This window comes from Xanthomonas sp. CFBP 8152 (assembly GCF_014199025.1).
Classification (GTDB): Bacteria; Pseudomonadota; Gammaproteobacteria; order Xanthomonadales; family Xanthomonadaceae; genus Xanthomonas; species Xanthomonas arboricola_B.
Window position 1 is genome coordinate 1,244,020 of record NZ_JACHNO010000001.1, and the last position, 24,052, is coordinate 1,268,071.

The following is a 24,052-nucleotide window of genomic DNA, read 5'->3' on the forward strand; positions in this document are numbered from 1 at the left end:
AGTGGGCAGCCCTGACCTTCAGCAGGTCGCGGTGGCCCGCTCGCGGTAGCGCAGCAGTTGGCGCACGCCGGCGGCGATCAGCAACGCGGGCCACCAGGTCGACACCAGGTTGCCCAGCTCGATACGGGCCAGCCCGAGGTTGTCCAACAGAAACAGCGTGCCCAGCGTGATCAGGAACAGGGCAGGAATCAGGCGATAGTGCATGGCGGTGTTCTCGGTAGGTGTGCGCTCATGCTGCGCGCAGCACGTCTGCCGATCAGGTGCCGGAAGTCAACTGTTGCAGGTGACAGTCGTCATTGCTGCAAGCCCGCCCGGGCAGCGGCTGGCCGATCAGCGAGACGGCGCAGCGCTACGTCTCCTGGAAGACATCAAAACACCCCAGGGAACTGTAGAGCGCCGATAGCCCGCTCTTACGATTCCCCAATCCCGATTCCCGATTCCCGGCTATTTGCCGCGCCCAAACAACATCCCCACACCGCAAGCGACCAACGCCGCCGGCCACCATGTGGCGATCAGCCGGCCAAGACTGACATTGGTCCAGCCCAGGTTATTGGCCAGAAACAGCAGGCCGACGAGGATCAGGATCAGCGCGGCGACGACATTGGATTTCATGCGGAAAGGTGGTTGCAAGACGGGCGCCTATCGTAGCCGCTGCGCCCACGCAGCGACATGCTGGCGCAGCGCATCGGCCTCGAAGCGCTGCGCGCTGCCGCTGCCCCAGACCGGGCCTGGCCAGGCCGCATCGCCCGGATGCCGGCCGACCAGATGCACGTGCAGCTGCCGCACGATGTTGCCCAGTGCGCCGATATTGAGCTTGGCGACCCCGGGCTCGACCCGCAGCAACTGCGAGAGCTGATTGATCTCGGCCAGCAACAGGCGCTGCTGGCCGCCATCCAGATCGATCCATTCGCTGACATCGGCGACCCGCGGCACCAGCACCAGCCACGGGAAACGGCTGTCGTCCATCAGCCGCACCTGCGACAGCGGTCCGTCAGCGACGAACACGCTGTCCGCGGCCAGCCGCGCATCGAGCTGGAAGCCGCTCGCCTCGGACATGCCCGCTGCCGTCCCACTCATCCCAGATGCGCTTCGAAAAAACCAAGGGTACGCTCCAGGGCACGCTCGGCGCTGTCGGCGTCGTAGTGGGTGGGGTCGATGCTGCGGTTGAAGGCGTGGCCGGTCGGATACACGAAGGTTTCCATTTGCGGCAGCTTCTCGCGGTGGGCCTGGATCGCCTCGGGCGGAATGCTGGTGTCCCGCTCGCCGAAGTGGAACATCACCGGCGCTTTCGGGGTTTCGTCCAGCAATTGGGTGTTGCGCCCGCCGTAGTAGCTCACCGAGGGCAGGCCCAGGCGGATCGCCGACAGCAGCGCCACCGAGCCGCCCCAGCAATAGCCCACGGTGCCGACCTTGCCGGAGCGGCTGAGCAGGGTGGCGGCGGATTTGACCACCTCCACCGCGCGCTCCAGGCCGACCGCATTGGCCAGTGCCAGGCCGCGCTGCAAGCTTTCCTGGTCGTAGGGCAGCTGCACGTCCTTCTCCTGCAGGTCGAAGAAGGCCGGCGCCAGCACTTCGTAGCCGCGCGCGGCGTAATCGTCGGCCACCGCGCGGATATGTTCGTTGACGCCGAAGATCTCCTGGATCACCACCAGGCCGCCGCGCGGGCTGGTGGTCGGGGTGGCGTGCCAGGCGGCAACCTGGCCGTCGGGGGTGTCGAGCGTGGTCCAGTGACCCATGGGAACTCCTGATGCAGGACGGGGGAAGGCGCGCATTATCGACCGGATCGACGGCGCTGCAGGTGAGGGTCTCGCTGAGATGACCTTGCATGCGGCGCGCGCGGTTCAGAGCGCCGCCTGGCACTGTGACATCGGTCCCGCGAGCACTCCCCAGATGTTCCGCTCGCAGGCTTCTGATTTACGGTCGAAACTTCTGATTTGCGGTCCAGGCTGAACCCCGGACTCGGCAACAATGGCCCTGGTTCTCAGGTCAGTGTACGCATTGATAGCCGCATCAAGAGGAAGAACGCTGGTTTATACGCTACCGCCTTAACGGTCAGTTGTATTCCTCTCCTGGGGTCAATGGATCTTGCTTGCGTTACACCATGTGCCGCGCCTCTCCGAGGCTGCAGTGCGCGCGCTGGTGATGCATTGACTAGCTACACTGTGGTTAGCCTACTCAGATGGATATCTGGGTCATTGCGCCCGCTATGGTCCCATCGCGATGTTTGGCGCGCCGTCGTTGGAGCAGTGTGCGGTATGCTAATGTGAAGTCATGGCTTGCCGCAGTGTCACCTGGTGCGGAGCAGACGGCAGGCGTCCGAAGCGCTCCTCAGGTAGCAAGTTTGATGCACAGGAGGGGCACGAAACATCAGCGTTGGCATTAGTGGTCAATAATGTTCAGGACAATGACTCGTTTGGGGGAAGTGGAGACATATCCCTTCATCAGTTCGATTGGGCTAATGTCGTTGGACTGGGCAGGCAGTTGCGGCCGGGTTCATTTCGGATTGGAAAGCCATGAAAGCAATTACCTACATCAATGCGCACAAGATACTCGTCATTCCGGTGGTCCTTGGCTTGATGTGGGGTTACCACAATTGGACAGTGGAGGCATTCATATATCTAAGCATTCATGGGGTATATTCCTTGCTCTGGTTGTTGAAGGGTGCGATCTACCCTGATCGACGCTTTCAGGGACGTCTGCCCGGTAGGATAGGTTTCTTCTTTATTTTTCTGCCTCTTGCGGGCTATTATTTGGCGCCTTATCTGCTTATCAGCAGGCATGTTCATCTGCCTCCCCCTGTCGTAGGCCTGATTTTATTCTTGTTTACGTCCGGGATTTTTCTGCATTATGTTGCGGATGCTCAAAAATACTATACTCTCAAGATAAAGAAAGGTTTGATCGAGGAGGGGATTTTTAGCCGTACGAGAAATCCTAATTATCTTGGCGAGATCATGATTTACTCGTCATTTTCACTGGCTTCGTATCACTGGCTTCCCTGGTTGATCCTCAGTACGTGGATTTTTATTTTCTTCATCAAGAGCATGCATAGGAAGGACGAGTCTCTGTCCAGATATCCAGGCTTCGAGGAATACCGAAAGCGAACAGGTCTTCTGCTCCCGAAATTGTTTTGAGTCGCCAATAAATTGAGCCGGAATCCGGGGTGCATTGTTTCCGGAACCACAGGCCTTGGACGGATTTTGGGCCAGGAGCGCCGTATGGTCGCGAGTGTGCCATTCGAGCTTGTCAGGCTGTCATGGTCGGTGAGCTGCTCGATAGTTGGAGATTTCTGTTAAGCCTCACGGGATCGGTGCCGTGTGAACGCGTATTGGGCTGCCAAAGGCCATGTGGCACGTTTCAGAGCATTGCCAGGCGCCGTTATACTCGTTGCCGACCCGGCCCCAGGCCGCTCCGTTCCCAGGCTCCTGCTTCCATGTCCCAGCTGAACCCCAAAGTCGGCTTCGTCAGCCTTGGCTGTCCGAAGGCGCTCGTCGACTCCGAACGCATCCTCACCCAGCTGCGCGTGGAGGGCTACGACATCGTGCCCAGTTACGACGCTGCCGACGTGGTGGTGGTCAACACCTGCGGCTTCATCGATTCGGCGGTGACCGAGTCGCTGGACGCGATCGGCGAGGCGATGAACGCCAATGGCAAGGTGATCGTCACCGGCTGCCTGGGCAAGCGCCCGGAACAGATCCGCGAGGCCTACCCGCAGGTGCTGGCGGTGTCCGGTCCGCAGGACTACCAGAGCGTGATGGAGGCGGTGCACGCCGCGTTGCCGCCGCGCCACGACCCGTTCGTGGATCTGGTGCCCGACTACGGCATCAAGCTGACCCCGCGCCATTACGCGTACCTGAAGATCTCCGAAGGCTGCAACCACCGTTGCAGCTTCTGCATCATTCCGTCGATGCGCGGCGATCTGGCCTCGCGCCCGGTCGATGAGGTGCTGCGCGAAGCCGAGCGGCTGGTCCGCGGCGGGGTCAAGGAATTGCTGGTGGTCTCGCAGGACACCTCGGCCTACGGTGTGGACCTGAAATATGCCGAGCGCCCGTGGCGCGACCGCATGTACCAGACGCGCATGAAGGCGCTATGCGAAGGCTTGTCGGAACTGGGCGTGTGGACGCGCCTGCACTACGTCTATCCGTACCCGCACGTGGACGATGTGATTCCGCTGATGGCCGAAGGCAAGCTGCTGCCGTACCTGGACATTCCGTTCCAGCACGCCAGCCCGCGCATCCTCAAGCTGATGAAGCGGCCGGGCGCAGTCGACAAGACGCTGGAGCGCGTGCAGCGCTGGAAGGCGATGTGCCCGGAGATCACGGTGCGCTCCACCTTCATCGTCGGCTTCCCCGGCGAGACCGATGCCGAATTCGAATCCATGCTCGACTTCCTGGGTCAGGCCCAGCTCGATCGCGTCGGCGCGTTCGCGTATTCGCCGGTGGAAGGCGCCAGCGCCAACGCGCTGCCCGATCCGGTGCCGGAAGAGCTCAAGCAGGAACGTCTGGCCCGCTTCATGGCCAGGCAGGCGGAGATTTCCGCCGCGCGTTTGGAATCCAAGATCGGCAGCGTGCAGCAATGCCTGGTCGACCTGATCGAAGACGACATCTCAGTGGCGCGCTCACGCGCGGACGCACCGGAAATCGATGGGCTGGTGCATATTCAGAACGGCGGCGAACGTGGGTTGAAGGTCGGCGACCTGGTCGATGTGGAGATCACCGACAGCGACGAGCACGATCTGTTCGGCGATGCGCTGCCGGCCAATGTCGCACCCCAGCAGGGGCGCGCGTTGAATCTGCAGATGGTGTAACTGGGTCCTGGTTTTTACACATCGGTCCGTAGGAGCGCACAAGTGCGCTCCTACATGTCAGCAGATTGCGAATGGATGCCTATGGGCTCGCGTAATCCACCGACACCACCACGAAGGTGTGCTTGCCCGACGGCAACTGCGCTTCGAACTCGTCGTCCACGCGTTTTTTCAACAAGGCGCGCGCCAACGGCGAGTCGATGCTGATCCAGCCGCGTCCGGCGTCGGTTTCGTCCGGGCCGACGATGCGGTAGTGCAGCAGCTCACCGCTGTCGGCGTCCTCCAGCTCGACCTGTGCGCCGAAGAACACCGCGCGCGGGTCGGTGGGCACGGTGTCCACCACGCGTAGCGCTTCCAGGCGTTTGCTCAGATAACGCACGCGGCGGTCGATCTCGCCCAGCTGCTTCTTGCGATAGGTGTACTCGGCGTTCTCCGAGCGGTCACCCTCTGCCGCGGCGGCGGCCAGCGCACGCACCACCTCCGGCCGACGCACGCGCCAGAGCTCTTCCAGCTCGGCCTTGAGCCGCGCGTGGCCGCCGGGCGTGATCAGTGCGGTGCTTTTTTCGGCAGGCGGGCGCCAGCGGCTCATGGGCGGTGCGTCGGACAGCGGGGGCGCGATGCTAGCGCGCATGGCCGGCTTGCGCATCTGTCGTCGCACGGCGAAGCTTTGCGCCTTCCGGGACACGGACGTTGTCATGTTGCTGATGCCGCTGCACAAACCCTGGTCGCGCCAGAACATTCCCTGGGTGACCCTGCTGCTGGTAATGATCAATGCGGTGGTCTACCTGGGCTATCAGCGCAAGGACGGCGCGCTGGTCGAAAACGCGGTGCGCTACTACGTCGAATCCGGTCTCGGTGCGGTGGAGGCGCAGGCCCATGTGCGCTATCTGCAGCAGACCGGCGACACCAGGCTGCGCGCTGCGCGCCAGGCCAGGCTGGACAGCGTGCCGGCGCGGCAACGTCTGGCGTATCTGGCGCACCTGACGATGCACGACCTGGCCTTTACAGAGGCATTGCGCAGCGGCGCATTGTTCAAGGACGAGCAGCGTCTGCGCGAATGGCACTCATTGCGCGCGCCCTACGATGCGCACCTGTCCAGGGTGTTCACGCTGCGGCATCTGCAGCGTAGCTCCGAGTGGTCACCTGCGAGGATGCTGACGGCCACTTTCCTGCATGGAAGCTTTGATCACTTGCTGGGCAACATGCTGTTTCTGCTGGCGCTGGGCACCTTGCTGGAAGGTGCGATCGGCAGCGGCTGGTTCCTGCTGCTGTACCTGCTGGGCGGGTTCGGCGCCAGCGCAGCCAGCCTGTGGTGGCGCTGGGGCGCGCCGGGTGGCGGCTTGGGCGCCTCCGGTGCGATCGCCGCCTTGATGGGCGCGTTCTGCGCGGTCTGGGGCAGGCGCAGGGTGCGCTTCTTCTACTGGTTCTTTGTGGTGTTCGACTACGTGCGCGGGCCGGCGATCCTGCTCCTGCCGCTGTGGTTGGGCTGGGAGCTGTACAGCCTGCTATGGAGCGACAACGGCAGCGTCGCCTTCGAGGCGCACGCCGGTGGGCTGATCAGTGGCGCGCTGCTCGGTGTCGTACTGGTGCTGTTGCGACGCACGCGTCCGTCATTTATGGAAGAGGGCGAGGCAGTGCGGGTGGACGATCGCTGGGAGCGCGCGCAGCGGCATCTGGGACGCATGGAGAACGTGGAAGCCGAACGCCTGTTGGCGGAGCTGGCCATCGAGCAGCCGCATAACCTGGACGTGGCGCTCGCGCGCTACCGCACCGCACGCAATGCCGGCCGCAACCAGGACAGAGTGCAGCATGCGCAAACGCTGTTGCAGCTGCATACGCACCACGCCGAGCAGACGCGCATCCAGCTGACAGTCGCTGCCGAACTGAGCAAGGCCGGGATCGGGTACGCGCCATCGGCACGCACGGCACTGATCGGCGCATGTCTGCGCACTGGATTGTTGGCCGATGCCGAACGTCTGTTGAAGGAAGGCGAGTCAGGGATGCCGCGCGCCGAGCTGGCGCACCACTGGTTCGTGCTGGCCCTGCGACACGGCGAGCTGCAGGACGGCGCGCAGCGTGCGCGCTTGCTGCGTCAGCTGCTGGAGCAGTTCCCCGAGCAGGCGCAGGCCAGCAAGGCGCGCTTTTTGCTCGAGAACGCGTGAGTGATTTCTGCTTGATCCGTGTTGCCAAAGCAAGCGGTGAGGGCTCCGTACACTCGACTCACCGGAGCTTTTGACCTGGCATTTGACTGCACTTGAAAGACACTGCTACGCGAGGTCCGGGTTGCTGTTGTGTCTTCTGCCTCGAGCAGAATTATCTAGCACGGATGGATGAGTTGCAGAGCGGTGGATCTGCAGCCTGGCTGCAGGGCCCTTGTCCGCCCACCCTCGCGGGACACGCCGCAAGTACGTCCTTGTAGGCTCTTACGCGGCATCCATGCCGCGTAAGGTCCCGCGACGGTGAGCGGACAAGGACCAGCCGAGATGGTCGGTGTGCAGGGCTGCGAGCAGTGCATGTCGCAAGATGCGCCAATTTTGTGGATTTACCTGTCGACTTTAAAATTTTGTTGGCCGCTCAAGCTGGTTGAATTGCCACCGCTTTCAGCGCGGCTTCCAGCTTCGCGCGTAGTGCATCGTCATCGCATTGAGTCAGTGCGTTTTGCAGCACCGCGCGCGCCTGCTCATCGCGGCCGAACCGTTCGCCCAGCAGCAGGCCCGCATCCAGCGACCATGCCGGCATCATCCGATCGCGCGGCCATGCGGCAATAGCCGCAAGCAGGCCGTCGGTCGCCAGCTGGAATTGCCCGGCCATCTTTGCGCGCTCGGCCAGCACGGTGGCCTGCTCAGGCGTCAGCGGGGTAAACGTGGAGTCGCCGTCCAGCGCTTCGCGCTGCAGTGCGAGCGCGCGACGCTCCTGTTTTTCCTGCAGCAGACGGTTGATGTACTGGCGGGTGTGCTCGCGCAGTTCGTCGTTGCGATGGTGTTGACGCAGCAGGCGCTGATACAGCTCGTGCACCGCCAGGCTCACCGCACGCGAACGCACTGCCCCGCGCAGGGCCTGAAATGCCTCGTCGGAATGTCCGTCGCGCAGATATTGTTCGGCTTCGTCGAGCAGGCGTTGATCCGGGTCTTCGCGCTCGAACGCCGCGCCACCGCTGGGCATGTAGCCCAGTTCTTCGTGGTACTGGTACACCAGATAACCCATCAGGTGGAAGCTGGCGAACAGGCTCCAGATCGAGGCGACCACCATCGTCGCCTCGCGCACGATCGGCGGCAGATACTTCACCGCAATGAAGATCGCCGCAGTGGCGCTGCCCTGGATCACGTACAGCAAACCGTATGCAGCCAGGTACGGCCAGCCGATGCGCACTGCCATGTCGATCGACACGGCCGGATTGAGCGCGCGGCCCAGGCTGCCGTCGATGGCCAGCGCAATCATCATGCCCGGCAGCAGCAACTGGACTGCCAGATAGGCGATGGTCAGGCCGGGCTTGCCCGCCAGCACGCCAGCCGCGCCAATGACGATGCCCAGCGCAAGCGCCAACAGGATCAGCCGCAGCACCGCGCTGTCGAAACTGTTGTAGCCCAGCCGTGGCGCGTCGGCTTGCCCGTCGGCGGTATGGCGCAGGATGTCGAAGGCATAGGTGTAGGTCGCCATCCCCAGCACGCCGGCAACCACCAGTTTCAGGATGCCCGGCAGCACCAGCAGCGCGCTGCACAGCGTCAGCGCAATCAACGCATATAGCGCCGAGCCGCGGAGCGGATAGGTGGCGATGGCGGGAATGCGGGTCCAGAACGGTACCGGCGCGGCCTGCGCGGCAACCTTGCGTGCGCGAAAACGGTCTTCCATGACGCTCCCCAGGCGTGTGATGTGACCGGATTGTGCGGTGGCCCGCGTCGTCACGCAATTGGGGAAGGCGAGCCGACTAAGCTGGATGGCCAGCGGCTGGCGACATGTCGCCGGCACGGTCCGGATATTGCCGGCCAGGCCAGGCGTCAGTGCCGGCATTACATCCAAGCTTGCTGTGTCCGATAGCATCGTGCGCGCATCGATAGGCCACCGATTTAGTGCATGCGTCATCTGTCTGACGCTCCAACTCAGCGACAGGTAAAATGGTGGCCCGCCGCAATCCTTGCGGCCCGTACGAGCGATCGGGCGCGCCGCGTCCCTGGCGCTGCCATCGCTCGCATCACAAGGAGTGTCGCTTGAATCCCTCTGCCACCGGCAACCCGCAGGTCCGCATTCGCAGCATCGATGTGCTCTCGGACAATTGGTATGTGCTGCGCAAGGTCACGTTCGATTTTCAGCGCAAGGACGGCCGCTGGCAGACCCTGTCGCGCGAGGCCTACGATCGTGGCAATGGCGCCACCATCCTGCTGTATAGCCGCGCCAAGCAGACGGTGATGCTCACCCGCCAGTTCCGCTTGCCGACGCTGCTCAATGGCAATCCCGACGGCATGCTGATCGAAGCCTGCGCCGGCCTGCTCGACCAGGACGATGCGCTGACCTGCATCCGCAAGGAAACCGAAGAAGAAACCGGCTACCGCATCGACAACGTGCGCAAGGTGTTCGAGGCGTTCATGAGCCCTGGCTCGGTCACCGAACGCCTGTACTTCTTCGTCGGCGAATACTTCGACGGCGACAAGGTCAGCGAGGGCGGCGGACTCGAAGAGGACGGCGAAGAGATCGAGGTGCTCGAGCTGTCCCTTGATACAGCGCTGGCGATGATCGGCTCGGGCGAGATCGCCGACGCCAAGACCATCATGCTGTTGCAGTACGCCAAGTTGCACGGCGTATTGGAGTAAGTTCACGCCAACACGCGGCAGCCCTTCAAGGCGACGGTGTCATCGAGACGTGTCGGCGGCGATCAGGGCTGATCAACGCTTCCCAACAAAAATGCTGCCGAAGATGCCGCGCACGATCTGCTGGCCGATCTTGCTGCCGATGGTGCGCGAGGTCTGCTTTGCCATCGTTTCCAGCATGCCCTGACGGCGGCTGGTGCCGAACACCGCGTCCTTGACCGCCTTGCCGAAGCCGCTGTCGTGCGCATCGTCGTCTTCGCGCGTGCGTGCTGGCGGTGCGGCGTTGTGTTCGGCGACCTGTTCGACGCGGCGCGCCAGCAGTTCGGCGGCCGATGCGCGGTTGATTGCGGTGTCGTAGCGGGTGCCGACCGGGCTGGCCGCGCGCACCTGCGCGCGTTCGGTCTCGCTGATGGCGCCCATGCGGCAGCGTGGCGGGGCGATGAGCGTTTGCTGCACCGGTGCCGGCACCCCCTTGCCTTGCAGCGGCGACACCAGCGCCTCGCCGGTGCCCAGCCTGGCGATCGTCGTGGCCACATCGAGCTTGGGATTGGCCACGAAGGTCTGCGCTGCGGTCCTGACCGCCTTCTGGTCGCGCGGGGTATAGGCGCGCAGGGCATGCTGCACGCGATTGCCGAGCTGGCCGAGGATGGTGTCGGGAATGTCGTCGGGAAACTGCGAGCAGAAATACACGCCCACGCCCTTGGAGCGGATCAGCCGGACCACCTGCTCGATCCGCTGCACCAGCGCGGCCGGCGCATCGTCGAACAGCAGATGCGCTTCGTCGAACACGAACACCAGCTTGGGGTGTTCCAGGTCGCCCACCTCGGGCAGACGCTCGAACAGTTCCGACAACAGCCATAGCAGGAAGGTGGAATACAGCTTCGGTTTGAGCACCAGTTGATTGGCCGCCAGGAGGCCGATCACGCCGCGGCCGTCCGCAGACACGCGCATCAGGTCGGCCAGTTCCAGCGCCGGCTCGCCGAACAAGTGCTCGCCACCGTCCTGCGCCAGCCGCAGCAGGGCGCGCTGGATCGCGGCCACCGACTGGCCGGAGACCAGGCCGTAACGGGTGGACAGCTCCTTGCGTTCTTCCACCACCAATCCAAGCAGCGCGCGCAGGTCGTCCAGGTCCAGCAACAGCAGGCCGCGGTCATCGGCCAGTTTGAACACGATGTCGAGCACGCCGGACTGGGTGTCGTTGAGTTCCAGAATGCGCGCCAGCAGGGTAGGGCCCATCTCGCTGACGGTGGTGCGCACCGGGTGGCCGAGCTGGCCGTACAGATCCCAGAACACCACCGGGCTGGCGGCCGGCGTGTAGTCGGCGATGCCGATCTCCGTGGCGCGCTGCAGCACGCCGGCGGCGCCGTCGCCCGCCACAGCCAGGCCGGCGACATCGCCTTTCACGTCGGCCAGGAACACCGGCACGCCCATGCGCGAGAAGCCTTCGGCCAGGGTCATCAAGGTCACGGTCTTGCCGGTGCCGGTGGCGCCGGCCACCAGTCCGTGGCGATTGCCGAAGCGCCCTTCCAGCACAACCGGGATGTCGTCGGTGACGCCTTTGCCGAGCAGGAACGAGGCCATTGCGCAGATCCGGTGGGAAAATCCGGATTCTAGCGGGCAATCTGGCCGGGCAAACCGGGCGGGGACCGACCCCGGATTTCGACCGCGCTGTCCGGCTGCCGGCCGCCGGCCGCTGGCAGGTGGTGTAACGACGCAGCCGGTTTGCCAGCCGCCTGCCGCCCTTGGCCCAGGCATTCCAGGCCCGGTGCGCCACTGCCAAGCTAACGGCCCACTGACCCTGGGGCGCCGCCGCCTTGCCGCGGTGTCGTCCCGGCGGCTACCCTGCCTGCCTTTCCGCTGTACTGCCTACGATGCCGCTCGCTCATTTTGGTTTGCGCCCATGGCCGGTTCTGGTCGTGGTGGCGCTGATGTCTGTCGTCCCCGCTGCCCACGCCATTTCCAAACGCGACACGGAGAAGGCCGCCGTGCTCGATGCCCGCATGGCCGCCGCCGAAAAGCGTTACCGCGACGCGCTGGTGCTGGTGAACAACTCCGACCCCAAGGGCACCGCCGAAGGCGATGCCGCGCTGGAGGACATGGAGGACGTCATCGACGCCTGCATCAAGCAGCGCGGCTGCCTGGTCGCCAATCAGCTGGCCACCTACAAGCGCCTGCTGAAGGCGCGCGCCGATGCCGAAGCGCCAGCTGCCGAAGATCCGCAGGACGACGACACCCTGCTGCAGGCCGACCCGGACCATCTCGGCCCGGCGGCGAACGGCGTGCCCGAGGCAGCACGTGCCGCCACGCTGCTCAACGACCAGCGCCACGCTTTCGACAAGATGGTGCAGTACAACCCTGCCGTGCAGGCCGGCATCCGCCGCTGGCTGACCGACATGCGCCCGGCGCTGCTGACCAGCTACGAGAACTACAGCAACCTGCGCGGGGTGATGTGGCCGGAATGGCAGAAGCGCGGCCTGCCCGAGGCGCTGCTGTTCGGCATCATGGCCAAGGAATCCAACGGCAAGGTGCACGCCAGCTCGCGTGCCGGCGCGGCTGGATTGATGCAGTTCATGCCGGCCACCGGGCGTCGCTTCGGGCTGGGCCCGGACAGCACCGGCTTCGATACGCGCTTCGATGCACGCAGCGCCGCCGAAGCCAGCGCCGCCTACCTCAACGAGCGCATGGCCGGGCTCAATCGCAACATCGAGCTGGCGCTGGCCGCCTACAACGGTGGCGAGGGCCGTGCCGCGCGCGTGTTCTCGCAGAGCGGCGGACGCGGATTCTGGGACCAGGACGTCTACAACCAGTTTCCGGCCGAAACCAAGGACTACGTGCCGATGGTGATCGCCGCGGCGTGGATCTTCCTGCACCCGCGCCAGTACGGCGTGGACTTCGCCAAGCTCGACGCGCAGCCGGCCACGCTGAAGCTGGCCAAGTCGACCACCATCTACGAACTCACCATCTGCCTGGGCAGCATGGGCGCGCGCGACGGCTACATGCGCGCGTTGCGCAACCTCAACCCGCGCTATGAATCCGATGGCTGGATTCCGGCCGGCACCGTCATCAACGCCACCAACCGCATCGTCAGCCTGTACACGCGCTACTGCGTGAACGGCCCGCGCGCGGACCTGGCGCGCACGCTGATCACCGCCGATCTCAACAGCGCGATCGTGCGCAGCAGCAGCACCCCCGAGTACGTGCCCAGCGTGGCGGTGGGCGATGTCAGCCCGATGGCCGGCGTGCCGACCACCGTGGCCACCGGCCAGCCCGCGATCGCCAAGCCCAAGGCCAAGCAGGCGCGCAGCTACACCATCGCCAGGGGCGACACGCTCGGTCGCGTGGCGCAGAAGTATCAGTGCGAGATCAAGGAGCTGGCCAGGGCCAACGGCCTGAAGGCGCCATCGTATGCGCTCAAGCCCGGGCAGAGCATCAAGCTGGCCGGCTGCGATCGCTGAGCAGCGCTTGCAGTACCGCGTGGGTTAGAGCATCGGCCAGCTGCTTCGGAGAGCTGCGTTGGGCCGCTTCTGTGTGAGCTGTCGGACGCCCCGTAGGAGCGGACCTGGCCGCGACGAAGCTGCTCCGGTAACTCCAGGCTCCGAATCGGAGGCTGGAGTGCCGAGCGGCGCAAGCACCTCCAGCCTCACTGCGAATGCCACGTCGCGGTCGGGCCCGCTCCTACACCCGCATCGTTCTTGTTGGGAGCCGGACTGGGCATCGGTCTTGTAGCGAGCGAGCCTGAGTGCGATGCCGCTGTCATGGTGGCGTTTCGCCGCGGACAGGTGTTCCTGCTCGGCGTAGGTCATCGAGCTGACCAGCGGAGATCGTTGGTCAGTGCGGGCGTGTCGCATCGGGGCACTGCGCCGGGCTGCGCCATTGTAGGAGCGGACCTGGCCGCGACGAAGCAGTCCCGGTCGTTCCAGCGCAGGCGATGACGCTCTACATCGAAAGCTGGGCGTGCGACATGCGCCTGCGCATTGAACTTCGTCGGGAACGCCCTGTCGCGGTCAGGCCCGCTCCTACGAGGACGTCGCTGCGTTGCATCACTTGCGTACCGAAGCGGGCAATCGCAGGCGCGCCGCCGTGATCAGCTCGGCTGGCGACGTGCGAGCGCCTGCCCCAGGCGCACCGATGTCTCCGCGGCAAGTCCGCCGTCGAGCTTTGCGACACCTGGCGGCAGCAGCACGATCACGGTCGAGCCGTAATTGAAGCGCGCCATCTCCGCAAACCGCTCCAGCACGATGCCCTTGCCGCGATAATCCTTGCGCGTGATGCGGTCGCCGTAGCGCGGGATCTCCACGCCGCTCCATACCGTTTCCACGCCCGACACCAGCAGCGCGCCCACCATCACCGAGACCATCGGGCCGAAGTCGGTGTCGAAGTGGCAGACCAGGCGCTCGTTGCGCGCGAACAGCCGCGGCACATTGCGCACCGCATCCGGGCCGACGCTGAACAGGCGGCCGGGCACGTGCACGGTCTCGCGCAGGGTGCCGGTCCACGGCATATGCACGCGATGGTAGTCCTTGGGCGAGAGGTAGACGGTGGCGAACAGGCCGTCGTTGAACGGCAGTGCCGCTTCGGCGTCGCCGAGCAGTTCCGCGGCAGTGAACGACTGCCCCTTGGCCTGGAAAATGCGGCCGTTCTCGATCGGGCCGAGCTGGCTGATGCGGCCGTCGGCGGGCATCAGCAGCGCCGCAGGATCGGCGTCGGGCACGCGTGCGCCCGGCTTCAAGGCGCGGGTGAAGAATGCATTGAAGGTGGGATAGGCGCGCGGGTCCGGTTCCAGTGCCTCGCCCAGGTTCACGCCGAACTTGCGCGTGACCGTGTCGATCAACCATTGCTTGGTGGACGGCGTATCGGAATAGGCCAGCGCACGCGCCAGCGAGGACAGCAACCGGTGCGGCAGCACGTAGGTCAGGGAAGTGACGAGACTCACGGAGCGGTTACCTTGGTCAGTTGCTGGAGGTCGGCGGCGATCGCCTTGGGGTCGAGCGGGGGACGGATCAGTCCGGTCAGGCGGCCCTGCGGGTCGAGCACGGCGATGCCGGCCGAGTGATCCATGCTGTAGTCGTTGGGATTGTCCGCAAAGCCCTTGCCGGGCACTTTCTGGAACACGAAGCCCAGCGCGGTGGCGAAGCGCTGCAGCGCCGGCACCTCGGCGGTGGCGGCCAGGGTGTCCTTGTGGAAGGCATGCGCGTATTCGCCCAGGCGCGCCGGCGGGTCGCGCTGCGGGTCCACCGACACGAACAGCACGCGCGGGCGCAGGCCATCGGGGATGCTTTCCCACTGCTGCTGCGCCACCGCCAGATCGGTCAGCGTGGTCGGGCAGACGTCCGGGCAGAAGGTGAAGCCCAGGAACACCAGCGTCCAATGTCCCTTCAGCTCACCGGGTACCAGCTGGGTGCCGTCGGACTGGCGCAGGCTGAACTGCGGCAGCGTGCGTGGTTGCGGATAGAAGGTGATGGTCCGGGTGGGCGGCCAGGGCGAGCTGGGCGCGGCGCCGAGGAACTTCTGGCCCAGCAACAGCCCCAGGCCGGCGGCCAGCGCCACCAGCAGCACGATGCCGGTATTGCGATTGAACATGGCGGTTTCCAGTGCAACGGACGCTCATGATACCGATCCGACCTCTATAATCGGGGGCCGATTCCTCTTTAGTTGTTGCCATGACTGCCGCCGCGGCCGACGAACTGCACACCATCATCGACCTGATCCGCTACGGCACCAGCCGTTTCAATGCAGCCGGTCTGACCTTCGGCCATAGCTACGACAATGCGCTGGACGAGGCCACCCAACTGGTCCTGCACAGCCTGCATCTGCCGCACGATCTGGGGCCGGCCTATGGCCAGGCGCGCCTGCTGCGCTCGGAAAAGGAGCAGGTGCTGGGCTTGTTCGAGCGCCGCATCCACGAGCGCGTGCCGGCGGCGTACCTGACCGGCGAGGCATGGTTCGCCGGGCTGAGTTTCAAGAGCGATGCGCGCGCGCTGGTGCCGCGTTCGCCGATCGCCGAGCTGATCGAGGCCGGCTTCGAGCCCTGGCTGGGCGGCCGCGAAGTCACCCGCGCGCTGGACCTGTGCACCGGTTCGGGCTGCATCGCGATCGCCATGGGCCACTACAACCCGCAGTGGGACGTGGACGGCGTGGACATCAGCGACGACGCGCTGGCACTGGCCGCCGAAAACAAGGCGCGCCTGCATGCCGACAATGTCACCCTGCTCAAGTCGGACCTGTTCGCCGGGCTGGGTGGCCGCCAGTACGACCTGATCGTCACCAATCCGCCGTACGTCACCAACGACGAAACCGACGCACTGCCGCAGGAGTATTCCTACGAGCCGGAGCTGGGTCTGCGTGCCGGCGACGACGGCCTGGATCTGGTGCTGAAGATCCTGCGCGATGCGCCGCAGCACCTCAGCGAAGATGGCCTGCTGATCTGCGAAGTGGGCGAGTCCGAGCAGCACCTGATCAAGCTGCTGCCGGAAGTGGATCTGGCCTGGGTCGAGTTCAAGGTCGGGCAGATGGGCATCTTCGCGGTCGAATGCCGCGAGCTGGTCGCGCACGGCGCGCGCATCGCCGAGCTGGCCAGTGCGCGCTGAGTCGTCCATCGCGCGGCCGCAGCTGAGCGATCTGCTGTTGCTGGTGCCGGTGTCCATCTTCGGCGTCGGCATTCCGCTCAGTTTGATCGACGTGGTGTACCGCCTGTTCGACCCGATGTACGGCGGTCCCTTGCCACAGCGCTTGTTGAGGGCGGGGGCGGAGATCGGCTTCGGCCTGATGGCGTTTTTCGGCCTGGTGTCGGCGTGGATCGTGGTGGTCAGTTCGGATGCGGCCTTGCGTGCGCATCGGCGCCGCACGCTCATTGTGGCACTCGGCCTGCTGGTCGGAACTGGCGTTGCGCTGCACCTGCTCGCCGATTGGCTGCTGAGTGGGCGCATTAAGCTGGATGTCTTTGCGCTGGTGTTCAGCGGCCTGTTCGCGGTGGCACCGATGCTGGTGGCGGCACGTCACCTGCCGCGCATCCTGCGCGCCACGCCACCTGCTGCAATGTTGAGAGGATGCCGTCATGGGCAGTAACAGTTTCGGCCGCCTGTTGACGGTCACCACCTTCGGCGAGTCGCACGGGCCGGCGATCGGCTGCGTGGTCGACGGTTGCCCGCCGGGCCTGGAGATCGCACCGGAAGAATTCACCCGCGATCTGCAGCGGCGTGCATCCGGCAAGAGCCGGCACACCTCGGCACGCCGCGAAGCCGACGAGATCGAGATCCTGTCCGGCGTCTATGAAGGCCGCACCACCGGCACGCCGATCGGCCTGCTGATCCGCAACACCGATCAGCGCAGCAAGGACTACAGCAACATTGCCCAGCAGTTCCGTCCCGGGCACGCCGACTACACCTATTGGCAGAAGTACGGCATCCGCGATCCGCGCGGCGGCGGGCGTTCGTCCGCGCGCGAGACCACCATGCGTGTGGCCGCGGGGGTGATCGCCAAGAAGTGGCTCAAGCAGCGCTACGGCGTGCTGGTGCGCGGATTTCTATCGCAGCTGGGCGAGATCCGCCCGACCGGTTTCGACTGGAATGCGGTCGAGGACAATCCGTTTTTCTGGCCGCATGCCGAGCAGGTACCGGAGCTGGAGACCTACATGGACGCGCTGCGCAAGTCCGGCGACTCGGTCGGCGCGCGCGTGGACGTGGTGGCCGGTGGCGTGCCGGCGGGCTGGGGCGAGCCGATCTACGGCAAGCTCGATGCCGAACTGGCCGCCGCCTTGATGAGTATCAATGCGGTCAAGGGCGTGGAAATCGGCGACGGCTTCGCCAGCGCCGCGCAGAAGGGCACCGAACACCGCGACCTGATCACCCCGGAAGGCTTTCTCAGCAATCATGCCGGCGGCATCCTGGGCGGCATTTCCACCGGCCAGGCGATCACCGCCTCGATGGTGCTCAAGCCGACTTCCAGCCTGCGCCTGCCCGGCGCGACCGTGGATGCGGACGGCGCGGTGGTCGATGTGATCACCACCGGCCGCCACGACCCCTGCGTCGGCATCCGCGCCACCCCGATCGCCGAGGCGATGATGGCGCTGGTGTTGATGGACCAGGCCTTGCGTCATCGCGCCCAGTGCGGCGATGTCGGCGAGGTGGCGCCACGCATTCCCGGTCAGGCCGATGTCTGAGTCGCCACGCGCCAAGGTGTGGGTCAGCCAGCCGCTGTTCGACGATGTCGTCGCGCAGCTGGGCGAGCATTTCGAGCTGACCACCACTGCGCGCGTCACCGCGTATTCGCCGGCCGAGCTGGCTGCGCGGCTGGCGTCGCTGGACGGTGCGCTGATCACCCTCAACGAGCGTATCGGCGCGGCGGAAATCGCCTCTGCGCCGCAACTGCGCGCGATCGCCAACGTCGGCGTGGGTTACAACAACCTGGATCTGGATGCGCTCAGCGCAGCCGGCATCCTGGCCAGCAACACCCCGGATGTCCTGACCGAGACCACGGCCGATCTCGGCTTTGCCTTGCTGATGGCCACCGCGCGCCGCATCACCGAGGCCGAGCGCTGGCTGCGCGACGGGCAGTGGGGGCAGTGGTCGTTCAAGACCATGCTTGGTGCCGATCTCCACGGCAGCACGCTGGGCATCCTGGGCATGGGCCGGATCGGGCAGGGCATCGCCCGCCGCGGCGCGCACGGCTTCGGCATGCGCGTGCTGTACCACAATCGCAGCCAGCTGCCGGCCGCCACCGAACAGGCGCTCGGCGCGCAGTACGTGGACCGCGATACGTTGCTGGCGCAGGCCGATCACCTGGTGCTGGTGCTGCCTTACAGCAAGGACTCGCACCACATCATCGATGCCGCGGCGCTGGGCAAGATGCGCCCCACCGCCACGCTGGTGAATATCGGGCGCGGCGGCCTGGTCGATGAAATCGCGCTGGCCGATGCGCTCGCCAACGGGCGTCTGGCCGGTGCCGGCCTGGATGTCTACGAAGGCGAGCCGGCCGTCCGTCCCGAACTGCTTGCCCTGCGCAACGTCGTGCTCACCCCGCATATCGGCAGCGCCAGCCTGGCCACGCGCCGCGCGATGGTGCAGCTGGCGGTGGACAACCTGATTGCCGCGCTGGGCAAGGGCCCCAATGCCGGCCATCCGCCGAGCGCGCTGAATGCCGATGCAGTGGCTGCTGCCAAACAGGGCGGCGCGCGCGCTGGCGAAGCGACCAGCACCGGCGCCGGCAAAACCATCACGACCAAACGATAGGGAACCTCCGCGGCCAGCTTTGGAGGTTCCCCGAACCCACTGCGCAAGCGCGTTCCCTTCTTTCCTTATTCGATAAAGACAATCTCATGAGCAACGAAAACCGTCGTTTCAACGTCGCGGTCGTGGGCGCCACCGGCGCTGTCGGCGAAACCATGCTGAGCATCCTGGCCGAGCGCAACTTCCCGGTCGCCACCCTGTACGCGCTGGCCTCTTCGCGTTCGGCAGGCGGGCAGGTGGAGTTCAATGGCGGCAAGGTCGATGTGCTGGATCTGGCCGACTTCGATCCCACCGGGGTGGACATCGCGCTGTTCTCCGCAGGCGGCAGCGTGTCCAAGGAGTACGGCCCCAAGTTCGCCGCCGCCGGCGCGGTGGTGATCGATAATTCCTCCGCGTTCCGCTACGACGACGACGTGCCGCTGGTGGTGTCGGAGGTCAATCCCGAAGCGCTGAAGCAGCGCCCGCGCGGCATCGTCGCCAACCCCAACTGCTCGACCATGCAGATGCTGGTCGCGCTCGGCCCGATCCACCGCAAGTACGGTATCGAGCGCATCAATGTGGCCACCTACCAGTCGGTCTCCGGCGGCGGGCGCTCGGCGATGGAAGAGCTGGGCAAGCAGACCAGCGAGCTGCTGAGCTTCCAGCAGATCGACCCGCAACGCTTCCCGGTGCAGATCGCCTTCAACCTGATTCCGCACATCGACGACTTCCAGGACAACGGCTACACCAAGGAAGAGATGAAGCTGGTCTGGGAGACGCGCAAGATCCTGGGCGACGACTCCATCCAGGTGAATCCCACCGCGGTGCGCGTGCCGGTGTTCTACGGTCACTCCGAAGCGGTGGCGATCGAAACCCGCGACAAGATCGGCGTCGAAGACGCGCGCGCGCTGCTGGCTGCATCGCCCGGCGTGGAAGTGGTGGACGAACGCAAGCCCGGCGGCTATCCGACGCCGGTCACGCATGCCTCCGGCAAGGACGCGGTGTTCGTCGGCCGTATCCGTGAGGACCTGTCGCATCCGCGCGGCCTGAATCTGTGGATCGTCTCGGACAACATCCGCAAGGGCGCCGCGCTCAACGCCGTGCAGCTGGCCGAGCTGGTCGCACAGGAAGGCTGAGCGCGGTAGTTCCGTAGGAGCGCGCTGGGGCGCGACGGAGTTTCCCTGTGATGCCTCCTCGCGCGCAAGCGCGCTCCTGCCAATGCGTTGTCGATGGCCTGCTGCATGGATATCGCACCGCGGCATCGCGGCGGCATGTGCGCTCTGCGTCCGGTCGCCGACTTTTTCGCTCATGCAGCGGCTATATTGATGCCCATGAAACATAGGGGCGGGGGCGCGATGCGTCCGATACAAGGGATAGGTGCGCTGCTGCTGATGGCCTGCAGCGGCGCTGCCATGGCATTGGGCTTGGGCGATATCCGGGTGCTATCCAGGCCCGGGCAGCCATTGGTGGCCGAAATTCCGGTCATCTCCAACGAGCCGGGCGAACTCGACAACGCACGCGTGGCGCTGGCATCGGCCACCACGTTCGCACGGGTCGGCCTAGAGCGCCCGCAGGGCCTGGTCAGCAACCTGCAATTCCAGTTCGCGCAGGACGCGCGCGGGCGTGCGGTGATCCGCGTGACCAGCAGCCAGGCCGTGGAGCAGCCGGCAATCAACTTCCTGATCGAGGTGGAGTGGGGCCAGGGCCGGCTGGTGCGCGAATACTCCGCACTGGTCGATGCGCCCAACACCGCCGCGGCGATTGCCGAGCCAGGCATCGAGGCGCCGCGCGCCGGGGCCAGCAACGCCATCGCACGCGCGCCGGCCGCCGCGCCCGCAACCGCCGCGGAACGCGCTGGGCAGGCTGCCGACACGGTGGCGCCCGGCGCACGTTCCAGCACACGCGCTGCCGCGCAGGTGCCGGCCGGCGATGCGTTGCCGGCAGTACGCTCGGGCCAGACCTTGTCGGAGATCGCTGCCGCCGTGGCCCGTTCCAGCGGACATTCGCTCGACCAGACCATGCTGGCGCTGCTGCGCACCAACCCGGACGCCTTCATCGGCGGCAACATCAATCGGTTGAAGCAGGGCGCAGTGCTGCGCACCCCGCAGGAAGATGCGTTGGCGCAGGTCGGCGCCGCCGAAGCGGCGGTGATGGTGCGCGAGCAGGCCGCGCAGTGGCGACAGGCGCGCTCGGCGATTCCGCAGCCGGCCGAGGCCGGCGCTGCCGCTGCAACGCCTGCGCCTGCCGCAGCTGCGACGTCGGCAGGTGCCGGCGCGCGGCTCGAGATCGCCCCTGCAGTGGCGAGTCAGACCAATACCGCCGGCGCTACGTCCGGCACCAGCGCCGAAGGCGAGGGCGACATGGCGGCCAACCAACAGTTGCAACAGGCCAGGGAAGACATCGCCACCCGCGATGCGGAACTGCAGGATCTGCGCACCCGCGTGGCCGATCTGGAAAAACTCAAGCAGCAACAACAAGCCCTGATCGCCATGAAGGACACCGACCTGGCGGCCGCGCAGAAGCGGCTGTCGCAGACGCCGGCCGCGGCTCAGCATGGCAGCGGGTTTCCGCTATGGCTGATCGGTGGCCTGGTGTTGATCGTCGCGGCGGTCGTCGCCTGGCTGGCGGCGCGCCGGCGCAAACCCTCGCCGCTGCCGCCGTTGCCGCGGCGTCAGTTCGATTTCGTGCCTGTCGGGGCTGCGGCAGACGCCGCCGAGCCGCAGGACGATGCGCAGGCCACTGTGCCCAGCGAGCACGATGTACTGCACGAACCCGAATTCGAGCAGTCCGATCTGCGCGAAGAAGAACGCGCCTATCAGACGCAGCAACCGCTGTCCGATGTGCTGCGTCGCGAGCCGCTGCTGTCCGAGTCTGTCGCAGCGCCGCCGGTGGTCGCCAGCGAGGATTGGCGCTCGTTGCGTGCAACGCCGCCAGCTCCTCCAGTCGTGCAGCCGGAGTTCGTTGCGCCGCAGGATTCGGTGCCGGAGCAGACGACGTCCGCGCACGCAGAACCGGAAGGCGGCGAGCGGCAGCTTGCAGGCGCTGCATATGCCAGCAACGATCTCCCGCCGGGCGTGCCCTCCGCAGCTGTCGCCGCGCAGGACAGCCTGGATGTCGATCCGGCAGCCATTGCTCCCGTCGCTGCGCCCAGTGCGGTGACCAGCAGAGAGTTCATCTCGGCTGGGCGCGATCGTCTGGAACTGGCGGTTGCCTACATGGATCTCGGCGACAGGGACACCGCGCGTGGTCTGCTGCTGGAAGTCGCCGCAACCGGCGACGAGGCCACCCGCGCCGAGGCCGCCGAACTGCTGGAACGCCTGGCATGAGCTTGGCGCTGGACAGCATGGCCGCCGCACGCGAGCGCCGCATCGACTACGTGGAATTCGCCTCGCTCGATCTGGAGGCCAGCCGCGCCTTTTTCGAAGCCGTGTTCGGCTGGCAGTTTCAGGCCTATGGCCCGGATTATCTGGCCTTCAACGACGGCCGTCTGGACGGTGGCTTCTATCGCGCCATTGGCGCAGCGCCAGCAGACGCTGGCCCATTGGTCGTGCTGTATGCCGACGCGCTGGAGCCCATGGCCGAGCGCGTTCGCGCGGCCGGTGGCGAGGTCGTCAAGCCGGTGTTCGGCTTTCCCGGCGGCAGCCGGTTTCATTTCCGCGAGCCGGGCGGTAATACGCTGGCGGTGTGGTCCGAGCGCGCGGTCAGCTAGTCCGCGCACGCTCCATCGATTCGACAATAGGCAGGGTTCCGATGCGTTACGCGCTGGGCGTGGAGTACGACGGCAGCGAGTTCCAGGGCTGGCAGCAGTTGGGTGAACATGGCGGGCCGAGCGTACAGGCCAGCCTGCAGGCGGCGCTGTCCTCGGTGGCCGATGCCCCGGTGCAGGTGGTGTGCGCAGGCCGCACCGATGCCGGCGTGCACGGCGAATGCCAGGTGGTGCATTTCGACAGCGACGCGCACCGCGCGCCGCGTGGCTGGATGCTGGGCACCACCGCGCGCCTGCCGCCTTCGATCGCGGTGCGCTGGTGCGTGCCGGCCGCGGCCGACTTCCATGCGCGGTTTTCCGCACGCGCACGCCGCTACCGGTATCGCCTGCTCAATCGGCAGATACGCCCGGCGCTGTATCGTCACACCTTGAGCTGGGAACGGCGCCCGCTGGATGCCGATGCCATGCACGCTGCCGCGCAGGCCTTGCTGGGCGAGAACGACTTCAGCGCATTCCGCAGCGTGCAATGCCAGGCCCTGCACGCACGCCGCAACCTGCAGGCCATCAGCGTGCACCGCATCGGCGAGGTGGTGGAAGTGCAGGTCCAGGCCAATGCATTCCTTCATCACATGGTGCGGAATATTGTTGGTTCGCTGATCCTGATCGGAACCGGGGAACAACCGGGCGACTGGATCGCGACGTTGCTGGCCGGCCGCGACCGCACGGTGGCGGGGCCGACAGCGCCGCCACAAGGCCTGGTCTTCATCGGGCCGCTGTATCCCGCAGAGTGGCATCTGCCCGCTGAGGTAACCCAATGAATCGATCGCTGTACCGCACCCGCATCAAGTTCTGTGGCATGACCCGCGCCGGTGATATCCGACTGGCCGGCGAGCTGGGTGTGGACGCGGTAGGTTTCATCTTTGCGCATGGCAGCCCGCGCCGCGTGGCGCCGGCCGAGGCGCGTGCGATGCGTCAGGCCACCGCGCCGATGGTCGATGTGGTAGCGCTGTTCCGCAACAATTCCAAGGAAGAAGTGCGCGAGGTGGTGCGCACGGTGCGCCCGACCTTGCTGCAGTTCCATGGCGAGGAAGACGACGCGTTCTGCCGCAGCTTCAACCTGCCGTATCTCAAGGCGGTGCCGATGGGCAGCGGCGGGACCAACGGCGAGGACGCCAACGCGCGGACCTTGCAGCTCGCCTATCCCAACACCGCCGGTTTCCTGTTCGACAGCCATGCGCCTGGCGCGGGCGGCGGTACTGGCAAGACCTTCGATTGGTCGCGCCTGCCCACCGGCCTGCATCGCCCGTTTCTGCTGGCCGGCGGCATCACCGCCGATAACGTGTTCGATGCGATCGTGGCAACGCTGCCGTGGGGCGTGGACGTGTCCAGCGGCGTGGAACTGGCGCCCGGCATCAAGGACGGCCACATGATGCGCAAGTTCGTCGAAGAGGTGCGCCGGGCCGATTGTCATGAGATGGGGTGAGTTGGGGAATCGGGAATCGGGATTGGGGAATCGGAGGGGGCAGTCTGCCTGGTTGTG

23 protein-coding genes are annotated in these 24,052 nt (G+C 65.8%); 14 read left to right on the forward strand and 9 right to left on the reverse strand.

Annotated elements, in window-relative coordinates:
- Positions 1–18 precede the first annotated feature (18 nt).
- The 4 genes from FHT09_RS05205 to FHT09_RS05220 all read right to left on the reverse strand — a co-directional run bounded on the left by FHT09_RS05205 (position 19) and on the right by FHT09_RS05220 (position 1,736).
- Positions 19–204, reverse strand: coding sequence for a DUF5668 domain-containing protein (locus FHT09_RS05205; RefSeq protein ID WP_166774505.1), 186 nt, complete (start codon positions 202–204; stop codon positions 19–21).
- A 240-nt stretch (positions 205–444) separates the two neighbouring features.
- Positions 445–612 (reverse strand): DUF5668 domain-containing protein, encoded by a 168-nt coding sequence (locus tag FHT09_RS05210; RefSeq protein ID WP_006452352.1) that lies wholly within the window; start codon positions 610–612, stop codon positions 445–447.
- Positions 613–639: 27 nt separating this feature from the next.
- On the reverse strand, positions 640–1,077 hold the full coding sequence (locus FHT09_RS05215) for an HIT family protein (RefSeq protein WP_104559442.1): 438 nt from the start codon (positions 1,075–1,077) through the stop codon (positions 640–642).
- Positions 1,074–1,736 carry a dienelactone hydrolase family protein gene (locus FHT09_RS05220; RefSeq protein ID WP_104606008.1) on the reverse strand — a complete coding sequence of 221 codons (663 nt, stop codon included), beginning with the start codon at positions 1,734–1,736 and terminating at the stop codon, positions 1,074–1,076. The genes FHT09_RS05215 and FHT09_RS05220 overlap by 4 nt, the downstream gene beginning before the upstream one ends.
- A 777-nt stretch (positions 1,737–2,513) precedes the next feature.
- On the opposite strand from FHT09_RS05220, the gene FHT09_RS05225 reads away from it, so the two are divergent.
- Together FHT09_RS05225 and rimO are read left to right on the forward strand one after the other, a co-directional pair.
- The gene (locus FHT09_RS05225) at positions 2,514–3,131 is read left to right on the forward strand and encodes a DUF1295 domain-containing protein (protein ID WP_104606009.1); all 618 of its coding nucleotides are present in this window, start codon (positions 2,514–2,516) and stop codon (positions 3,129–3,131) included.
- 299 nt (positions 3,132–3,430) lie between these two features.
- Positions 3,431–4,804: a 30S ribosomal protein S12 methylthiotransferase RimO gene (rimO, locus tag FHT09_RS05230; RefSeq protein ID WP_104606010.1), complete on the forward strand. Its 1,374-nt coding sequence runs from the start codon at positions 3,431–3,433 to the stop codon at positions 4,802–4,804.
- 79 nt (positions 4,805–4,883) lie between these two features.
- Here the strand turns inward: rimO and greB are convergent, their stop codons facing one another.
- Positions 4,884–5,390, reverse strand: coding sequence for a transcription elongation factor GreB (gene greB, locus FHT09_RS05235; protein ID WP_104606054.1), 507 nt, complete (start codon positions 5,388–5,390; stop codon positions 4,884–4,886).
- 106 nt (positions 5,391–5,496) lie between these two features.
- On the opposite strand from greB, the gene FHT09_RS05240 reads away from it, so the two are divergent.
- Positions 5,497–6,963, forward strand: coding sequence for a rhomboid family intramembrane serine protease (locus FHT09_RS05240; RefSeq protein WP_181141297.1), 1,467 nt, complete (start codon positions 5,497–5,499; stop codon positions 6,961–6,963).
- Between the two features lie 412 nt (positions 6,964–7,375).
- Here FHT09_RS05240 and FHT09_RS05245 read toward each other — a convergent pair whose 3' ends face one another.
- Complete coding sequence (locus FHT09_RS05245; RefSeq protein ID WP_181141298.1) at positions 7,376–8,650, reverse strand: hypothetical protein; 1,275 nt, start codon at positions 8,648–8,650, stop codon at positions 7,376–7,378.
- Positions 8,651–9,006: 356 nt separating this feature from the next.
- Between FHT09_RS05245 and nudK the strand changes: the two genes are divergently transcribed.
- Positions 9,007–9,606 carry a GDP-mannose pyrophosphatase NudK gene (nudK, locus tag FHT09_RS05250; RefSeq protein ID WP_104606011.1) on the forward strand — a complete coding sequence of 200 codons (600 nt, stop codon included), beginning with the start codon at positions 9,007–9,009 and terminating at the stop codon, positions 9,604–9,606.
- Between the two features lie 72 nt (positions 9,607–9,678).
- On the opposite strand, the gene FHT09_RS05255 is transcribed toward nudK, so the two are convergent.
- Positions 9,679–11,184, reverse strand: coding sequence for a helicase HerA-like domain-containing protein (locus FHT09_RS05255; protein WP_104606056.1), 1,506 nt, complete (start codon positions 11,182–11,184; stop codon positions 9,679–9,681).
- 290 nt (positions 11,185–11,474) lie between these two features.
- Here FHT09_RS05255 and FHT09_RS05260 point away from each other — a divergent pair, with 290 nt between their 5' ends.
- Positions 11,475–13,058, forward strand: coding sequence for a transglycosylase SLT domain-containing protein (locus FHT09_RS05260; RefSeq protein ID WP_104606012.1), 1,584 nt, complete (start codon positions 11,475–11,477; stop codon positions 13,056–13,058).
- A 629-nt stretch (positions 13,059–13,687) separates the two neighbouring features.
- Here the strand turns inward: FHT09_RS05260 and asd are convergent.
- Both asd and FHT09_RS05270 read right to left on the reverse strand, forming a co-directional pair.
- The gene (gene asd, locus FHT09_RS05265) at positions 13,688–14,536 is read right to left on the reverse strand and encodes an archaetidylserine decarboxylase (protein WP_104606013.1); all 849 of its coding nucleotides are present in this window, start codon (positions 14,534–14,536) and stop codon (positions 13,688–13,690) included.
- The gene (locus tag FHT09_RS05270; RefSeq protein WP_104536803.1) at positions 14,533–15,183 is read right to left on the reverse strand and encodes an SCO family protein; all 651 of its coding nucleotides are present in this window, start codon (positions 15,181–15,183) and stop codon (positions 14,533–14,535) included. Before FHT09_RS05270 ends, asd begins: the two co-directional genes overlap by 4 nt.
- Before the next feature lie 80 nt (positions 15,184–15,263).
- On the opposite strand from FHT09_RS05270, the gene prmB reads away from it, so the two are divergent.
- The 9 genes from prmB (at position 15,264) to FHT09_RS05315 (ending at position 23,995) form a co-directional block, all read left to right on the forward strand.
- Positions 15,264–16,190 carry a 50S ribosomal protein L3 N(5)-glutamine methyltransferase gene (gene prmB, locus FHT09_RS05275; protein ID WP_104536805.1) on the forward strand — a complete coding sequence of 309 codons (927 nt, stop codon included), beginning with the start codon at positions 15,264–15,266 and terminating at the stop codon, positions 16,188–16,190.
- Positions 16,180–16,668 (forward strand): hypothetical protein, encoded by a 489-nt coding sequence (locus FHT09_RS05280; protein WP_104606014.1) that lies wholly within the window; start codon positions 16,180–16,182, stop codon positions 16,666–16,668. The genes prmB and FHT09_RS05280 overlap by 11 nt, the downstream gene beginning before the upstream one ends.
- Complete coding sequence (gene aroC / locus FHT09_RS05285; protein WP_104606015.1) at positions 16,658–17,761, forward strand: chorismate synthase; 1,104 nt, start codon at positions 16,658–16,660, stop codon at positions 17,759–17,761. The genes FHT09_RS05280 and aroC overlap by 11 nt, the downstream gene beginning before the upstream one ends.
- Positions 17,754–18,830 (forward strand): D-glycerate dehydrogenase, encoded by a 1,077-nt coding sequence (locus FHT09_RS05290; protein WP_104606016.1) that lies wholly within the window; start codon positions 17,754–17,756, stop codon positions 18,828–18,830. Before aroC ends, FHT09_RS05290 begins: the two co-directional genes overlap by 8 nt.
- Before the next feature lie 86 nt (positions 18,831–18,916).
- Positions 18,917–19,942, forward strand: coding sequence for an aspartate-semialdehyde dehydrogenase (locus FHT09_RS05295; protein WP_104536811.1), 1,026 nt, complete (start codon positions 18,917–18,919; stop codon positions 19,940–19,942).
- Between the two features lie 219 nt (positions 19,943–20,161).
- The gene (locus FHT09_RS05300; protein ID WP_181141299.1) at positions 20,162–22,132 is read left to right on the forward strand and encodes a FimV/HubP family polar landmark protein; all 1,971 of its coding nucleotides are present in this window, start codon (positions 20,162–20,164) and stop codon (positions 22,130–22,132) included.
- On the forward strand, positions 22,129–22,515 hold the full coding sequence (locus tag FHT09_RS05305) for a VOC family protein (protein ID WP_104606017.1): 387 nt from the start codon (positions 22,129–22,131) through the stop codon (positions 22,513–22,515). The genes FHT09_RS05300 and FHT09_RS05305 overlap by 4 nt, the downstream gene beginning before the upstream one ends.
- A gap of 41 nt (positions 22,516–22,556) precedes the next feature.
- Positions 22,557–23,330 (forward strand): tRNA pseudouridine(38-40) synthase TruA, encoded by a 774-nt coding sequence (gene truA / locus FHT09_RS05310; RefSeq protein ID WP_104606018.1) that lies wholly within the window; start codon positions 22,557–22,559, stop codon positions 23,328–23,330.
- Entirely contained in the window at positions 23,327–23,995 is a 669-nt protein-coding gene (locus tag FHT09_RS05315; protein WP_104536816.1) for a phosphoribosylanthranilate isomerase, read from the forward strand. Before truA ends, FHT09_RS05315 begins: the two co-directional genes overlap by 4 nt.
- Positions 23,996–24,052: the final 57 nt, after the last annotated feature.

Coding starts and splice junctions, on each gene's coding strand:
- FHT09_RS05270 (WP_104536803.1), bottom strand. CDS start 15,183: ATGTTCAATCGCAATACCGGCATCGTGCTGCTGGTGGCGCTGGCCGCC.
- FHT09_RS05225 (WP_104606009.1), top strand. CDS start 2,514: ATGAAAGCAATTACCTACATCAATGCGCACAAGATACTCGTCATTCCG.
- rimO (WP_104606010.1), top strand. CDS start 3,431: ATGTCCCAGCTGAACCCCAAAGTCGGCTTCGTCAGCCTTGGCTGTCCG.
- prmB (WP_104536805.1), top strand. CDS start 15,264: ATGACTGCCGCCGCGGCCGACGAACTGCACACCATCATCGACCTGATC.
- FHT09_RS05255 (WP_104606056.1), bottom strand. CDS start 11,184: ATGGCCTCGTTCCTGCTCGGCAAAGGCGTCACCGACGACATCCCGGTT.
- FHT09_RS05305 (WP_104606017.1), top strand. CDS start 22,129: ATGAGCTTGGCGCTGGACAGCATGGCCGCCGCACGCGAGCGCCGCATC.
- FHT09_RS05260 (WP_104606012.1), top strand. CDS start 11,475: ATGCCGCTCGCTCATTTTGGTTTGCGCCCATGGCCGGTTCTGGTCGTG.
- FHT09_RS05210 (WP_006452352.1), bottom strand. CDS start 612: ATGAAATCCAATGTCGTCGCCGCGCTGATCCTGATCCTCGTCGGCCTG.
- FHT09_RS05295 (WP_104536811.1), top strand. CDS start 18,917: ATGAGCAACGAAAACCGTCGTTTCAACGTCGCGGTCGTGGGCGCCACC.
- FHT09_RS05205 (WP_166774505.1), bottom strand. CDS start 204: ATGCACTATCGCCTGATTCCTGCCCTGTTCCTGATCACGCTGGGCACG.
- FHT09_RS05245 (WP_181141298.1), bottom strand. CDS start 8,650: ATGGAAGACCGTTTTCGCGCACGCAAGGTTGCCGCGCAGGCCGCGCCG.
- greB (WP_104606054.1), bottom strand. CDS start 5,390: ATGAGCCGCTGGCGCCCGCCTGCCGAAAAAAGCACCGCACTGATCACG.
- truA (WP_104606018.1), top strand. CDS start 22,557: ATGCGTTACGCGCTGGGCGTGGAGTACGACGGCAGCGAGTTCCAGGGC.
- aroC (WP_104606015.1), top strand. CDS start 16,658: ATGGGCAGTAACAGTTTCGGCCGCCTGTTGACGGTCACCACCTTCGGC.
- FHT09_RS05300 (WP_181141299.1), top strand. CDS start 20,162: ATGCGTCCGATACAAGGGATAGGTGCGCTGCTGCTGATGGCCTGCAGC.
- FHT09_RS05290 (WP_104606016.1), top strand. CDS start 17,754: ATGTCTGAGTCGCCACGCGCCAAGGTGTGGGTCAGCCAGCCGCTGTTC.
- FHT09_RS05220 (WP_104606008.1), bottom strand. CDS start 1,736: ATGGGTCACTGGACCACGCTCGACACCCCCGACGGCCAGGTTGCCGCC.
- FHT09_RS05215 (WP_104559442.1), bottom strand. CDS start 1,077: ATGAGTGGGACGGCAGCGGGCATGTCCGAGGCGAGCGGCTTCCAGCTC.
- FHT09_RS05315 (WP_104536816.1), top strand. CDS start 23,327: ATGAATCGATCGCTGTACCGCACCCGCATCAAGTTCTGTGGCATGACC.
- FHT09_RS05240 (WP_181141297.1), top strand. CDS start 5,497: ATGTTGCTGATGCCGCTGCACAAACCCTGGTCGCGCCAGAACATTCCC.